This is a genomic window from Emergencia sp., from assembly GCF_048465375.1.
GTDB lineage: Bacteria > Bacillota > Clostridia > Peptostreptococcales > Anaerovoracaceae > Senimuribacter.
On the sequence record NZ_DBFWLQ010000018.1, the window covers coordinates 128806 to 143105 of the forward strand.

The window sequence follows — 14300 nt, forward strand, 5'->3', positions numbered from 1 at the left end:
CTACTCTATTTGCATCTGCGATGCTTTCGCTTCTAAGGCTTTGTAGTTGCGGACCCGCATCCGGCCGCGTTCTCTTTCAATCCAGCCTTCCTCGTCAAAGCGTTTGATGACACGCGACAAATGGCGATAACTGGCTCCCAGGTATTGGGCAAGATCTGTCAAAGATACTCTGATCCAATTTCCTCTGCCCACTTCCTCTTCCTTTTCAATGAGATAGGCGGCCATTCTGTTTTCCAACGGATACGACTGTGTAGCCACAAGCTTGCTCACACTGCGAAGCATTTTTTCTGCAATCAGCTTGCTCAGATTTCGCAGGAATACTGCGTCGGAGAGAATCAGTTCCCTATGCTCATGGAAGGACAATGCCAGACAAACAGACGCTTCTACGGCCTGAATGGACTGCGACTGGGTGCGGATACCGAGAAATTCCAGTTCGCCAAGAATATCACCTGCTTCATAGTATTGGGCAAGAGACACATTGCCGTCCTGATGAATCACGTACAGCTTAACCCTTCCTTCTGCCACGAAGTAGAGCCGTTCTGGCACCATCAGTTCTTCACAGATGTATTCACCTTTCTGAAAAAGATGTACTTCCAAAAAATCTTCTATCGGTACAGAAAACAAGTCCTGAATGGGATATTTGGCAATATATTGCAGCCTAGTTGTCTGATCACTGATTTTCATTCTATTCCCCGTCTTTTCTGATTATTTCTGTCCTTATTATGCCATATGTCCTATTTTTTCGCAATCCTCTTTGCTATACTAGGGGCAAGAAAGGCGTCCGCATCGGCCGCCTGTGCAGGAGGATTTCATATGAAAGCAAAACCTTACGTCGTTGGCGTAGGCGCTGTCAATGTCGATGTCATGGGACGGAGCAAAAGACCTCTGGTATCCGAGGATTCCAATCCAGGACAGATTAAAATTTCCATTGGTGGAGCAACCCACAACGCCAGCGAAAATGCATGCCGCCTGGGTCTTCCAGTCAAATTTATAACCGCTACAGGAGATGATTATTTTGGCACGCTGATTCGCACAGCCTGTGAGAATGCCGGCCTGTCTACAGAGCATTTTTTTGCTTTTTCCGGACAAGTCAGTTCCACTTATCTGTCGGTCCACAATCGAGATGGTGAGATGAATATCGCAGTATCAGACATGAATGTACTGCAAAGCCTTTCACCGGCTCACCTGGAGCAAAAAGGAGAATTGCTGGCAAATGCGGCAGCGATTACCTTTGATACTGGTCTTCCACAAGAGACCATCGACTATCTCCTTCAGACCTACTGCGGTAAAACAGCCGTCTTTGCTGATCCGGTGTCTACCACCTATGCAGAAAAACTGGCTGGTCGTCTTGACGGCATCCATACGCTGAAGCCCAATCTGTTAGAAGCGGAGATTTTATCAGGTGTGAAGATTCGAACCTTTGACGATCTGCAGCAGGCTGCATGCCGTATCATCGACTGCGGAGTCAGACGCGTCTTCATCAGTCTGGGCAAAAACGGCGTCTATTATCAGGACCATTCGGGTATCACAAAACTTCGGCAGCCACGGCCTTTAGATCAGATTGCCAACGCGACAGGTGCGGGTGATGCGTTCCTGGGAGGGCTTCTCTATGCCTACATTCACGATCTCGATATTGACGATACCTTGACAACTGCTATGACCGTATCGACGCTAGCCATTCTCAGTGAGCAGACAATTAACCCACACATGTCTGAATCGCTGCTAAAAGAGACAATTGCAAACAATATATAAAGAGAGGTAAACAAAATGAACGAATACTTAAGTATCACAGAAGAAGTAAAAGCTGCTCTGGAAGCAAAAAAACCGGTGGTAGCACTGGAGTCCACAATTCTATCCCACGGCATGCCCTACCCGGAAAATCTGGAGTTTTCACATAAAGTAGAGGAGATCATTCGGGCAGAAGGTGCTGTCCCGGCGACTACAGCCATTATCGGCGGAAAACTCCGTGTTGGTCTCACGCCGGAGGAGCTTGAGATCATGTGCAAGGCTGAAAATGTTGCAAAAGTCAGCCGCAGAGATGTAGCGATCTGTCTGGCAACAGGTCAGACTGGCGCCACCACCGTAGCAACCACCATGATGCTGGCAGAAATGGCAGGCATCCGTTTCTTCGCTACAGGCGGCATCGGCGGCGTTCATCGCGGAGCGGAAACCACTATGGATATCTCTGCCGATCTACAGGAGCTGGCAAATACGTCTGTCGCCGTCATCTGTGCCGGTGCTAAAAGTCTGCTGGACATCGGTCTCACGCTGGAATACTTAGAGACCATGGGCGTGCCTGTCATCGGTCTTAAGACAGATGACTTCCCTGCCTTCTACTGCAGGAAAAGCGGTTTCGGCGTAGACTACAATGCCCCTGACGAAGAAACTGTGGCAAAAGTCATGAAGGCAAAATGGGATCTGGGTCTGAAGGGCGGTTCTGTGATAGCGAACCCGATTCCAAAAGAATATGAACTAGACTACGATGAAATGGAAGCGGTTATCAATAAGGCTCTAAAAGCCGCTGAGGAAGAAGGCATCCACGGCAAGGCGACAACGCCATTCCTCCTCGCCCACATCAAGGAATACACCGACGGCGTCTCCCTGGCCTCCAACCTGCAGCTGGCTTACCACAATGCCAGAGAAGCAGCAAAGATTGCTGTGGCTTACAGCACACTGTAACAATCCAAAGAAAAGCCCTGCCCTCATTGATGAGAAGCAGGGTTTCTTTTATTTCTATGCAGATTTTGCTGCCCTACCGCTGTGATTCTGGTCCCTCGTCTTCCCTTGTTGACTTCCACCAACCCCCTTGCTTCCAGATTCTTTAAGATAAAGCGAATATCCTGCTCCGCAATTTTCCATCCTTCTTCCAGCAGATATGCATGGATATTTTTTCTTCCTGCAGGTTGGTCTTCACTGTTGAAATGTTCCACAGCCCGCAATACCACTTGCTCTTTTCCATCCAAGGCAAAATCCATAGCTGGGTCGATTCCTCCAAAGCCGCGAATATTTTTGGGCACGTCCTCCAACACAATCTCATCATCAGAAAGCTGGTACATATACTCGATACAATTATGCAGTTCTCGAATATTGCCCGGCCAGGAGTAGGCCTTGAGCACTTTGAGAATTTTGGGCGTTAAATGCTTTTCTCCCCCAAAGTCCTGCAGAAAAGCCTTGACTAGCAGCGGAATATCCTCTTTTCGTTCTCGCAGAGGAGGCAGCGGGAGCGGCAGAACATTAATTCGATAATACAGGTCTTCGCGGAACTGGCCTTCATCAACCAGCTGCAGCAAATTCTTATTTGTCGCAGCGATGATTCGCACATCTACTTTGATTACATTCATACCGCCAATGCGCATGACTTCTCGTTCCATGAGCACTCGGAGCAACTTTGCCTGTAGTTCATATGGCATCTCACCGATTTCATCTAAAAAAATGGTCCCTTTGTCTGCCATCTCGAAGAGCCCCAGCTTGCCGCCCTTCTTCGCTCCGGTAAACGCGCCCTCTTCATATCCGAAAAGTTCAGATTCCAACAGGGAGGCAGCCAGCGCGGAGCAGTTGACAGCGATAAAAGGAAAGTCTTTCCGGCTAGAAGCATTGTGAATTGCCTGTGCAAATACTTCTTTCCCCGTACCACTCTCACCCGTTATCAAAACCGTACTGACACTTTTAGCCATCTTTACAGCTACCTTTTTCAAATCTTGAATGACTTTACTGCTGCCGAGAACGCTATCCATCGTGTATTTCGCTACATGACCTCGCGGAATCAGCTTTGATTTCAACTGATTTCGTTCGTTTTCCAATTCTAAATATTTCTGACCAAAAATGACGATACCGGCAAGCATCCCCTCATCGCTGTAGATACCATACTTGTTGATGACATATGTGATATGGCGAATGGTAACCAGTTCATTCGTCACAGTTTTTTTCTGATCTATGATATCCTGGATACGGATTTCCGGGAAAATCTCACAAATGTTCTTGCCGAGAACCGCCTGCTTTTGCAATCCGAAGTTTCGTTCACTTGCCTCGTTATATTCTGTAATATAACCTGAGAGGTCAGTCGCGATAATACTGTCGTTGGTAAAGTGCAGGATGGTCCGCAGCTGTTTTTTAACATCGTTGGAATCACTGAGCATCTGACTGATGCCGTAATCAGCATAGACGATTTCTTTCTTATAGGCATCCAATATCTGATAAAGTTTTTTGTTGGACAGTCCCAATATCGCTCCAATATCTGCAATAGTTGAAAGGTCGATGATTCTGTCCCCAATATCAATAATTTCTTCAATAAAAGCCGGAATTCGTTCCGTTTTTCCAGCGATCACTGCGGTTTTAACTCCAGAAGTTCCTTCATCGTAAGGCGAGTAAGTGTTGTAAGGAATCAGCTTCAAGTTCTTAATTCCCAGTTCATATAGCTTCGATACGCATTCTACAGCAATCTCGTGGAAATTGCTGACAAAGAATATTTCGCGGTCGTCGTCGATTTGTTTCAGCTTTTCAAATCCTTCCTTGGCAAAGGTCCTTCTCATGACGATCGTCTCCACCTGATGCCGGTTCAGCCGCTTCACATGCTCATAAAGAATATTAGATGAAGTCACAATCAGATCGCCATCAAAATTCAACTCCAGAGAATTATTTTCGATGTAATAATTTTCTATTTCCGCTAACTCTCCAAACACTTTTTTCAGATATTCGCCATAGTACTCGCTGATCCCCTTATATAGAGCCACTACCATAATCCTCTTCATTGTTGTTTCCTTTCCCTGCCTCTCCATGGAATCATTTTGTCATGACGATTCCTCTGAAAATACGACCGTGGAACCATTATACAACAAAAACAGCAGTCTGGGAAAGACCCGACTGCTGTCCGCATCTTTTTATATCACTTCTTCTCTAGCAAATTTCTTTTCCTTAAAAATCGCAATCCCTGTACAAGCATAGAAGATAGCGATCAAAGGACAGAGAATTGCCAGAAATGCATAGGGCGCATATTGCAAAACCTCCACACCTAGAACTCCGGAAACAAAGATGCCAGTGGTTGACCACGGAATCAAAAAGGTAAAAATCGTACCGCCGTCCTCCAAGGTTCGCGAAAGAACACGTTTATCAATACCTTGCTTCGTATAGGCTTCCTTCATCACTTGTCCCGGCAGCAGAATTGCAATGTACTGGCTTGCGGTCAATATGGTCGTAACCAGACAAGTAGCCAAGGTTGTCAGCACTAAAGATCTTGGACTTCTGATAAAGACTTCCATCTTGCTGAGAATGACAGATAACACGCCCATTCTCTGCAGAATTTCACCAAGACCCAAAGCCAGCAGTGCTAAGGAAGAAGTGCTCATCATCCCCATGATGCCTCCGCGGTTCAGCAGCCGATCCACATCTGCGTTGCCGCTCTCCAGCGAGAATCCGTTGCCTAAGGCGTTGAAAATCACCTGGTAGTCATAATGGCCCATCTGGAAAATAAAGGCTGCGACAGTTCCAGCAACTGCTCCCAGGAGCAGGGCAATCAACGGCGGCATCTTTTTAATTGCTAAAACAATCGTCAGGAGTGGCACGATTAAGAGCAGAGGATTGATATTAAAATGGGTGCGCAGCGTATCATTGATTGCGTCTATAGCCGATGTATCCATGGCCTCGCCGCCAATTTTAATACCGATGACCGTATAGATGATGGCTGCGATAACAGTAGCTGGCACAGTTGTATAGAGCATGGAGTTGATATGTTTAAAAATATCTGTCCCCGCCACTGCTGGTGCCAGATTCGTTGTATCTGAAAAGGGCGACATCTTATCGCCAAAAATCGCTCCAGATACTACCATACCAGCTGTCAGTCCCGGATTAATGTGTAGTCCAAGGCCAATACCCATAAAAGCAACCCCCAGGGTAGCAATGGCCGAATACGAACTGCCTACGAAGAAGGAAATGATGCAGCAGATAAAAAAGCCTACTACTAGAAAAACCTTGGGTGACAGAACTTCCAGACCATAGTAGATGATAGTCGGCACGATGCCCGATACAATCCAGGACCCAATTACTGTTCCCACCGTCATCAGAATTAAAGCTACCAGCACTGCATTCTTACAGCCTTCAACGAAGAAGTCCTGCAGATCTTCTTTCGTAAATCCGCTGAGTAATGCAATGATGCCCATTGCCAGGATTGCCAACAGAAAGACCACGTGGGTAGAAATCTGCAAGACGATGAACCCACCTATCAACACCAGAGCCAAGGCGATCATTGCGACTGCCGCCATTGCCACGGAAACTTTCTTTTCTCTCGTATTTTCCATATTCATTTCCTCCCTTTATTCAAGGTAATATACATCTTCCATCTTTGCAATCTTCTTCTCAAAAGACATGATTTCTGTCAAAGGCAGATTTTTGGCAAATCCTTCTTTGTCAATTTCATTATATCGTTCATAGGTTTCCGCTAGTTCTATCAGTTTGTCGGCAAAATCAAAGGGAATGACGACGATGCCATCTTTGTTGGCTAGAATTAAATCACCAGGGCAGACCACAGCCCCGCCGCAGCAGATTGGTACGTTGACATCGCCCTTAAATCCCGAAATCTTGGTGGTCAGGTTAGACTGGCCTTTAGAAAACACCGGAAATCCATTGGCTCTGATTTCTTCTGAGTCCGTATTGGGACCATCTACAATGACGGCCGCCAATCCGAAACGTTTTGCTGTCAGAGTTGTCATTTCACCCCAGCAGGCATGACGTTTCTCTCCCTGCATGTCGATAACCAATATATCCCCCGGCTTTGAGTAGGTCATAGCTTTATACACCATAGTAGAGTCTGTTGCCGGAATACGCACAGTAATTGCCGTACCCACGACATAAATGCCGCTTTCCCTATCTAATAGTTTAATTTCATTGTTCATGAAACCGAATTCCAGAGCATGTCCCAGTTCACTGGGGCTGATTTTTTGGAATCTTTCAATCAAAGCTTCATCCAGCCGTCTCACTTTTGTGTTTATTATGTTCATCTCTCTGCCTCCATCTTACTTATAATACTCTTCGATAAATGCAACGATCCGATTGACGCTGCGTTCTACAATCACTTTCCCCTTCTCAGCTGTTCCTTTTGTTGCGTCTCCCAGCGTACCCGTGTCAGTATACTTGTCAAACTTGATATACTGCTTAAACTCCGGAAATTTATCTTCGAAAAGTTCCGAAGTGCAAACAGCCTCTTCGTCATGAACCAGCTCTGGAGTGAGATACTTTAAAACTGAGGTACCCGCCTCGCTTGCATGACCGTGTGCCATCATACCGCTATATTCGCATACACCTTCGCAGTAGGGCTGAATGAATCTCCACCAATCCATAGATGCGCAGCGAATTTGGTACTGATCTTCCAGTTCCCATCCCAACTGGGTAATCATAAAGACATTGCTGACATGAGTATTCAGAAAGAAAATTTTTTTGAAACCCCATCGAATCAGGCTCAAGCAGACATCTTCCAGATAACCCTTAAAGTGTTCTGGTTTGATGACCATGGTGCCAGGGAATTCCGGGGTCAGTAAAGACAGAGAATCGCCCATTTCAATGGTCGGCGTAATCAAAAGGTCCAGTTTATCGCCAATCATGTCGGCCACTTTCTCAGCTACGATCGCATCACCGCCCATAGGCAGATGGGGGCCGTAGACTTCGATAGCACCTGTCGGTATGATAACCGGTTTTTCCCTGTCCAGTTCTTTAAACTGCTTCCAACTCAGATTTCTCAGTCTCATTTTATTCCTCCTATTTTATATCATATAGTTCCGGCCGTCTGTTCTGATAAGTAGGTACCTGCTCTCTGACCTTTTCCTGATAATCCATGTCCAATATGCCATACATGATCCCTTCCTGGTCAGATACCCGAGAAACAATCAAACCACAAGGGTCTGCCATGCAGCTTCTGCCGAAGAAGTGATCATTATGCTGGTTCAGAGCTACTACATAGAGCAGATTGTCGAGGGCTGCCGACTGTACCAGGATATCCCACTGATCATGGCGCGGCGTGTAGAAGGCGGAAGGTACAAACAGCACATCGATTCCCTTCAGCGCCAGCGTGCGCAGGTAATCCGGAAACCGCAGTTCATAGCAAATCGCAATACCCACTTTGCCAAAATCAAAGTCAAAGATACCGATTTCATCGCCAGCGTCCACCGTATCGGATTCCTTTGATGAAAACGCATCAAAGAGATGGGTCTTACTGTAGTCGCCAATCAAGTTTCCCTCTCGATCAATGCACAGACAAGTGTTCAGCAACCTGTCCCCTTTGATCAGCGGGTAGCTTCCCGTAATGATATTTACACGGTGTGTTTTAGCGCACTTAGAAAACTCATGAAAGAATTCCGAATCCAACACCTCTCCTATGCTGCTGCGGTTCTCTTTCGTGGGATTGGAATAATATAGCTCTGGCAGGCAGATTACATCAATTTTCTTGTATCTTTCAAAGCCCTCGTCAATTAGAGCCAAAGCTCGTCTCAAGTTATCGTGTTTGTCCTCGGTTATCCCCACCTGGATACCCATTACGCTGATTTCTCTTTTCATTTTGACCTCCTCATTTGTGAACTTGGGTATAATAATAGCAATCCTCGTGCCAAGATAAAAGCGATGATTGAAAACGGCTGATTTCCAACGATAGAGATGAATATTGATTGCTGCGAGAATCGGCGTTGCACGCAGTTAATGGATACATTTAACGCTAATAACTGGAATTAGTGCATTTAAATTGAATACATTTAATAAGACTAAATACAGGAACAAAAAAAGAGATCGTATAAACACACAATCTCTTTTTTCAAATATGCTCATTTTCAGATGGTTGAGACAATCTATCGCTATCTTTACTTTTCTTATTCTGTCAGCAGCATTTTAATCGCCGCATCCAAAATGTGGGGCGTTCTCTCATAAAGATCCTCTTTGCAGACCCTCTCTGTCAGCTTGTGGAAGTCCTTGCCCCACGGCCCGATGTTGATGCCAGCCATGGAGATTTCTTTAATTTCCTCAAACGGAATATCGTAATATTGCCCCAGCAACGGCATGGAATCGGCCACAGAAGCCCTCTGCTTTTGCGGATCGTCGATATTGATATAACTCAGATCGCAGATGCCAGTATAGAAATACTCTTTGGTGTATTCCTGGCCGTATACCTCCTGCGCATAGGCTGACAGCTTTTCACTCATGCCGCGCGCCGCCGATGCAATACCATCAAAATAGATGTTTGACACGTTAGGATAGTATGGAGGCAGCAAACCGTAGACTACCCTCGGCGAGATATCCTCGATATAGTCGTAGATTTTTTCAATGAGGCAGAAATTGCCTTCTATCATATTGATTTTACCGTCTTCCATGTCTTCGAGAATTCCCTGTAAAGCAGCCTCATAATCTTTGATAAAGGCACTGCCGCCGTTTTCCTTCGCCTCTTCGTAAAGTTCCTTAAAGTTGACTGCCTTGGCAGACCATGGCAGCAGTTTTACAGACTGGCCGGTTTTCTGGCAGAATTCGGCATAATTGCGGTTCATCCTGTCAATGACTGCGCTGAATCCCTCCTGGCAGACCTTCTTTACCTTTGACAGCAGCTCAGAAGGGGTCTGCTTCAAGGTGAGTACGCTGAAACAACCCTGCGCTGTCAGCGGCATAGACACATCGTATCGATCTTTGCTGTCCTTGAGATAAAGCCAGGTCGGCGGCGGTGCCGCTTCCCCATTCACTGCGTCAGCAAAGTCCATGTTGACCTCTGTACGCGTCACAATTTCTGACAGAACGGATACCGGGTTCAGGCCTTCGAAGACTTTGCCTGCATGGGAAAGAAAACCCCTTACATATACAAAAGGCATCATCTTCCCAACCGTGCCCTCAGAAAAAACGCCTTTGCTAAAGTCTTTCCTCTGATGTGGTTCTGAATTTATCATCATGATGTATTCTAAATCATATTTCTTTTTCAATTCTGCAAGCAACCTTGCAGCACCCCTCATTCCCGCAGAGAGATTTTCCTCATCGGGTACGCCGATGACGATGACATTTCCATCAAAATCCACAAGTTCGCTGTAGCTTTCCAGCAGAGCATACTGAATCGCGCCGCCCGCCTTCATATCGCAGCCGCCTCGGCAGAACAAAAATGTGTCTTCCTCCAAGTCCTTCTTCGCATCGTCAGGCAGCATATCCTGATGCTTTGCCAGCTCATTCCTGAGCTGGTCAGGGGAAAAGGCGAACGATTTAAGAGTTTTAAAATCTTCGATATCCACGATATCGTAATGATGAACGAGAGTAACCGTCTTATTTCCCTTTCCCTTTACCATAGCCCAGCATACATTTCTGTTGAGAGAATCATCCTCGAGGGGATATAAGCCCCAGAATTCATGATGGTCTCTGAAATAGGTAACTTGGTTAAAATGATTTTCGAAAAATCTTTCTACTTCTCTTTCTTTTGGTGTATTTGTAAAGCTTTGAATTTTGACATAATCATATAGTATCTCTTTAATTCTGCTGCCTAAGGCGGCAAAATCTATGTCGGTGTTTTTCATAGCATTACCTCGTATTCTTATTTTCTGCATACAGGGCAAGTCAGGCAAGTCGGTCCGCCAGTTCCCCTATATGAGAGTTCTTTTCCTTCATATGTATATACTGTCACGCCTGCATCTTCGATTTTTTTCTGGATATCGGGGCAGCCCTTGATTAAAATACACTTTCCAGGTTCCAACGCCAATAAGTTCGTACCCAGATAATCGTACTCTTCATCGTTGCACTCAATCAGCTGAATGCCTTTTTCAATCAAATATTCTCTGAAAAATACCGGCATGTACTTGGAATAGACTACCGCCTTATCAGTATCCACAAAGCTGATGATGCTCATCAGATGTAGGCAGGCTTCTTCGCCGTCTCCATGGGGCATCGGCACGACGATGTATTCGTCAATAAAATCCTTCGTCAGTTCTTTGAACTGCCTGATGCCTTCATCATTGGTTCTGTAACCGCGTCCAATCGCCACGGTCTTTTCATCAATCCAGAGGACATCCCCGCCTTCCATCTTTCCAGGGGCAGTGATATAGCCAAGGGTTGGCACACCATTGGCACTGAGAAACTCTTCCGTTGCCAGACGTTCCTTGTTTCTCAGCTCTTTACCCATTGGAAAATAGATGGCGCCTTTGCTAGTCACTTTTAAAGAGTCGTGGGTATAGATAGAATCCAGTCCTGTTCTCTCGTCATATGGCAGATAATATACATTCTCCACATTGTCCTTGATGATTTTCTCGAACTGCGCATATTCTTCCAACACCTTTTCATAATCAGGGCAGCCGTAATATTTGAAAGCCTCCCAAGTCGCGTCCAGATTCTCTTGGCTGACAAAAGCCGCCTCTGGGCGTTTGATCATAATCGTATCGATTTTCTTTACCATACTCTGACATCCGTAATTCATAACTCATATACCTCCATAAATTCTTTTTGATACGCAATCAAGGAATGCATTTCTACACTCCCTGATTATCACATGTGATCATGTTCTTTTCTATTTTAATAGCCTCGATAAGCCTTGTGGTCCGCCTTGATCTGCTGAAGCAATTGCGGATTGCCATACAATTTTGCGGCCATGCAAAGGAGCAAAGATGCAGAATTCCTGATGGCATCATGAGCGCCTTGCGTCATCATCGCATCGGCAAATTCCTGGGTATGACAGTTTTCTTCTATGCCGATTCCCATCATAGGGTGAAATGCCGGACATCTGTAGTCCACATTTCCAATATCCGAAGAACCTTTCATGCCCGACTGATTTGCACACGGAATGCCTAATTCATCAAAGCTCTCACGCATTAAATTTGCACCTAACTCACTGATATATAGCTCGTGGAAGGGTTCACCCACGGGGAACATTTCTACTTCTGTCCTCGTCGCCAAGGCTGCCGCTCTGGCGCAGTCCTTTACCCAGGCTGTGATATCGTTGAGATCTTCCCTGCGGGGAGCCCTGGTCAAAAATTCGACCTCTGCAAACTCCGGCACGATGTTGGATGCCTCTCCGCCGTTTTTGATAAAGCCGTGCATGCGCGCTTCTTCGATGACATGCTGTCGCATCATATCGGTAGCATCCAGGAATAGTCTGGCAGCGTTGAGGGCGTTTCTGCCCTTTTCAGGCGCTGCAGCTGCATGGGCCGGCTGTCCGTGCCATTTAAAACCCAACCCGTCGAGGGCGATGAATTCTGACGTCGCTGTACTGAAGGGTCCCATATGGACCATGGCGGCAAAATCATATCCATCAAAGACACCTTTATCTGCCATCAAGCACTTGGTACCGTTGATTTCCTCATCGGGTGTGCCGATGATATCGACACCAAAGTCTAGCTGATCTCTCACCTCATTCAATGCGAGAGCTGCGAGGACGCTGGAACTGCCACTGGCACAATGTCCGCAGGCATGCCCCAGACCTCTCAGCGCGTCATACTCTGCGAGAAGCGCCATTCTTTCCTTCTTTTCCGGGTTGATCACGCCCTTGAAGGCTGTGTCAAATCCAGCAAAAGGATATTCTGTCTCTATACCGTGCTTTCTCAGCAGCGTTACAATGGCGGCAGAGCTTTGGAACTCTGCACTTCCGATCTCCGGGTTTTCCGCCATGTAATCATTTAGTGCATTTACTTCTTCTCTATAGCTGTCAATTTTCGGCAGCAACAGATCTTTTAATTGCTTCTCGTCTAACATATTTGCCTTACACCTCTCTATTAATGGTACCCGATGAATACCGCCAGGATTACAAAGAATGACTGCAGCAGGAACATAATTCCAAAGATCGGCAAGAAGAATTTGTACCATTTTCCCATCGGAATCTTTGCAATACCACACATGATGGCACAGGCGCCTGTCGGCCACAGCAGATTGGAGAATCCATCTCCAAATTGATATGCCAAGACCGCAATCTGCCTGTTCAGCTCTGTCAAATCCGCCAGCGGTATCATGATTGGCATAATCGCCGCCGCCTGTCCGCTGCCTGAAGGGATGAAGAAGTTCAAGATGTTCTGAACCACCAGCATCATCTCGCCAGTTGCCCATGTAGGCAGACCCTGCATCAAGGAATTCATTCCGTGAATCACGGTATCAATGATGACTCCATTCTGCATGATGACCAAAATCGTTCTGGAAAGACCTACGACTACCATGGCGACGGTCATTTCCGATATAGATGTAATGAGATCTGCTGCAATGCCCTCCGGTCTCTTTCCGCCGATGATCGAAGATAAGATACCAGAAATGATGAACACGCCGCTCATCTCGTTGATGTACCAGTTCAGTTTCAACGAACCGTATACGATGGTTATGACCGTCACGATCATGCCCAGCATCAAAAGCTTATGTTTGGCAGTAAATGGCATATTCGCATCAGTTTCAACTTTGAATGCGGAATAGTCCTCACCATAGACCAAACTCTTGGTCGGATCTTTTTTGACTTTCATCGCGTATCTCATAACTAACGCCATGGAAACCAGATAGAATACTACAAATATTACCCATCTATATCCTAATCCTGAGAACATCTTCAAATCGCCGAAGGTCTGTGCGATGCCGATGGTAAACGGATTTGTCGTCGCAGATGCAAAACCGACTGCAACCGCCACACCGGACATGCACATGCCCACCAGGGCATCATAACCCAAAGCGATTGCCAGGGCAACGAAAATCGGAATCAATCCGTACACGGTTTCAAACTCGCCATATGTAGATCCTGCCAGTGAAAATACCAGCATTACAATCGGGATGAACAGCTTGCTGTCTCTTGCTCTACTGCTGAGCAGTCTGTTGATCATCGCGGTAAACGCGCCTGTCTGCATGACAGAATATACCCAGAAATAGCCGAACAGAATCAGGAAAATAATCTGTGCGCCGTTGAGGAATCCTTCCTGAATGGCTACGAAAATGCGAAACGGGTTGACAGGGTTCTGATCAACATACTTAAAGCTGCTGCCGTCTACGACCTGGGTACCGCCCTGATCTACATAGGCGTATTGTCCTGCCGGTACAATATACGTCATGATTGCGATGATGATGATGATACTAAACAGCATCAGTGTACTACTTGGAAACTTAAACTTTTTCTTTTTGTCATTAAGGGTTGGCATTTTGTGGTCCTCTCTTTCTTCATTTTATTGAAGCGACCTCTCCATCGGTCCCGTGGAGTCTAATCGTATTTTTCTAAAATCTCAGTGATAGGCAGCTAAGTCCGCCATCAAGTTTTCTGTACTCTGATGTGTCAACTAAGATTGTCTTGTAGCCCAGGTCCTGTACCGCTTTCAGCACTGCCGGATAGCCTTCCGGTACGATGACGGTGT

General features: G+C 46.1%; 12 protein-coding genes. 2 read left to right on the forward strand and 10 right to left on the reverse strand.

Going from position 1 to position 14300, the window contains the following annotated elements:
* Entirely contained in the window at positions 1 to 684 is a 684-nt protein-coding gene (gene yeiL, locus ACMQ5W_RS12625; RefSeq protein ID WP_419025471.1) for a transcriptional regulator YeiL, read from the reverse strand.
* 129 nt (positions 685 to 813) lie between these two features.
* Between yeiL and ACMQ5W_RS12630 the strand changes: the two genes are divergently transcribed.
* Together ACMQ5W_RS12630 and ACMQ5W_RS12635 are read left to right on the forward strand one after the other, a co-directional pair.
* Entirely contained in the window at positions 814 to 1752 is a 939-nt protein-coding gene (locus ACMQ5W_RS12630; RefSeq protein ID WP_419025472.1) for a carbohydrate kinase family protein, read from the forward strand.
* Positions 1753 to 1767: 15 nt separating this feature from the next.
* Positions 1768 to 2679: a pseudouridine-5'-phosphate glycosidase gene (locus ACMQ5W_RS12635; protein ID WP_419025473.1), complete on the forward strand. Its 912-nt coding sequence runs from the start codon at positions 1768 to 1770 to the stop codon at positions 2677 to 2679.
* Positions 2680 to 2702: 23 nt separating this feature from the next.
* Here ACMQ5W_RS12635 and ACMQ5W_RS12640 read toward each other — a convergent pair whose 3' ends face one another.
* The 9 genes from ACMQ5W_RS12640 to ACMQ5W_RS12680 all read right to left on the reverse strand — a co-directional run bounded on the left by ACMQ5W_RS12640 (position 2703) and on the right by ACMQ5W_RS12680 (position 14090).
* On the reverse strand, positions 2703 to 4748 hold the full coding sequence (locus tag ACMQ5W_RS12640; RefSeq protein ID WP_419025474.1) for a sigma 54-interacting transcriptional regulator: 2046 nt from the start codon (positions 4746 to 4748) through the stop codon (positions 2703 to 2705).
* A 129-nt stretch (positions 4749 to 4877) separates the two neighbouring features.
* The gene (gene nhaC / locus ACMQ5W_RS12645) at positions 4878 to 6290 is read right to left on the reverse strand and encodes a Na+/H+ antiporter NhaC (protein ID WP_419025475.1); all 1413 of its coding nucleotides are present in this window, start codon (positions 6288 to 6290) and stop codon (positions 4878 to 4880) included.
* 15 nt (positions 6291 to 6305) lie between these two features.
* Positions 6306 to 6989 carry an RraA family protein gene (locus ACMQ5W_RS12650; protein ID WP_148494504.1) on the reverse strand — a complete coding sequence of 228 codons (684 nt, stop codon included), beginning with the start codon at positions 6987 to 6989 and terminating at the stop codon, positions 6306 to 6308.
* A 15-nt stretch (positions 6990 to 7004) separates the two neighbouring features.
* Complete coding sequence (locus ACMQ5W_RS12655; protein WP_148494506.1) at positions 7005 to 7733, reverse strand: creatininase family protein; 729 nt, start codon at positions 7731 to 7733, stop codon at positions 7005 to 7007.
* Between the two features lie 10 nt (positions 7734 to 7743).
* On the reverse strand, positions 7744 to 8538 hold the full coding sequence (locus ACMQ5W_RS12660) for a carbon-nitrogen hydrolase family protein (protein WP_419025476.1): 795 nt from the start codon (positions 8536 to 8538) through the stop codon (positions 7744 to 7746).
* Positions 8539 to 8843: 305 nt separating this feature from the next.
* Complete coding sequence (locus ACMQ5W_RS12665; protein ID WP_419025477.1) at positions 8844 to 10514, reverse strand: M20/M25/M40 family metallo-hydrolase; 1671 nt, start codon at positions 10512 to 10514, stop codon at positions 8844 to 8846.
* Positions 10515 to 10531: 17 nt separating this feature from the next.
* The gene (locus ACMQ5W_RS12670; RefSeq protein WP_148494511.1) at positions 10532 to 11407 is read right to left on the reverse strand and encodes a dimethylarginine dimethylaminohydrolase family protein; all 876 of its coding nucleotides are present in this window, start codon (positions 11405 to 11407) and stop codon (positions 10532 to 10534) included.
* Between the two features lie 95 nt (positions 11408 to 11502).
* A complete protein-coding gene (locus tag ACMQ5W_RS12675) occupies positions 11503 to 12678 on the reverse strand; it encodes an amidohydrolase (RefSeq protein ID WP_419025478.1) in 1176 nt (391 codons plus the stop codon).
* 20 nt (positions 12679 to 12698) lie between these two features.
* The gene (locus ACMQ5W_RS12680; RefSeq protein ID WP_419025479.1) at positions 12699 to 14090 is read right to left on the reverse strand and encodes a YfcC family protein; all 1392 of its coding nucleotides are present in this window, start codon (positions 14088 to 14090) and stop codon (positions 12699 to 12701) included.
* Positions 14091 to 14300: the final 210 nt, after the last annotated feature.

What these genes read in the sequence shown, in the direction of transcription:
- yeiL (WP_419025471.1), bottom strand. Translation starts at nt 684, where the DNA reads ATGAAAATCAGTGATCAGACAACTAGGCTGCAATATATTGCCAAATAT.
- ACMQ5W_RS12630 (WP_419025472.1), top strand. Translation starts at nt 814, where the DNA reads ATGAAAGCAAAACCTTACGTCGTTGGCGTAGGCGCTGTCAATGTCGAT.
- ACMQ5W_RS12635 (WP_419025473.1), top strand. Translation starts at nt 1,768, where the DNA reads ATGAACGAATACTTAAGTATCACAGAAGAAGTAAAAGCTGCTCTGGAA.
- ACMQ5W_RS12640 (WP_419025474.1), bottom strand. Translation starts at nt 4,748, where the DNA reads ATGAAGAGGATTATGGTAGTGGCTCTATATAAGGGGATCAGCGAGTAC.
- nhaC (WP_419025475.1), bottom strand. Translation starts at nt 6,290, where the DNA reads ATGGAAAATACGAGAGAAAAGAAAGTTTCCGTGGCAATGGCGGCAGTC.
- ACMQ5W_RS12650 (WP_148494504.1), bottom strand. Translation starts at nt 6,989, where the DNA reads ATGAACATAATAAACACAAAAGTGAGACGGCTGGATGAAGCTTTGATT.
- ACMQ5W_RS12655 (WP_148494506.1), bottom strand. Translation starts at nt 7,733, where the DNA reads ATGAGACTGAGAAATCTGAGTTGGAAGCAGTTTAAAGAACTGGACAGG.
- ACMQ5W_RS12660 (WP_419025476.1), bottom strand. Translation starts at nt 8,538, where the DNA reads ATGAAAAGAGAAATCAGCGTAATGGGTATCCAGGTGGGGATAACCGAG.
- ACMQ5W_RS12665 (WP_419025477.1), bottom strand. Translation starts at nt 10,514, where the DNA reads ATGAAAAACACCGACATAGATTTTGCCGCCTTAGGCAGCAGAATTAAA.
- ACMQ5W_RS12670 (WP_148494511.1), bottom strand. Translation starts at nt 11,407, where the DNA reads ATGAATTACGGATGTCAGAGTATGGTAAAGAAAATCGATACGATTATG.
- ACMQ5W_RS12675 (WP_419025478.1), bottom strand. Translation starts at nt 12,678, where the DNA reads ATGTTAGACGAGAAGCAATTAAAAGATCTGTTGCTGCCGAAAATTGAC.
- ACMQ5W_RS12680 (WP_419025479.1), bottom strand. Translation starts at nt 14,090, where the DNA reads ATGCCAACCCTTAATGACAAAAAGAAAAAGTTTAAGTTTCCAAGTAGT.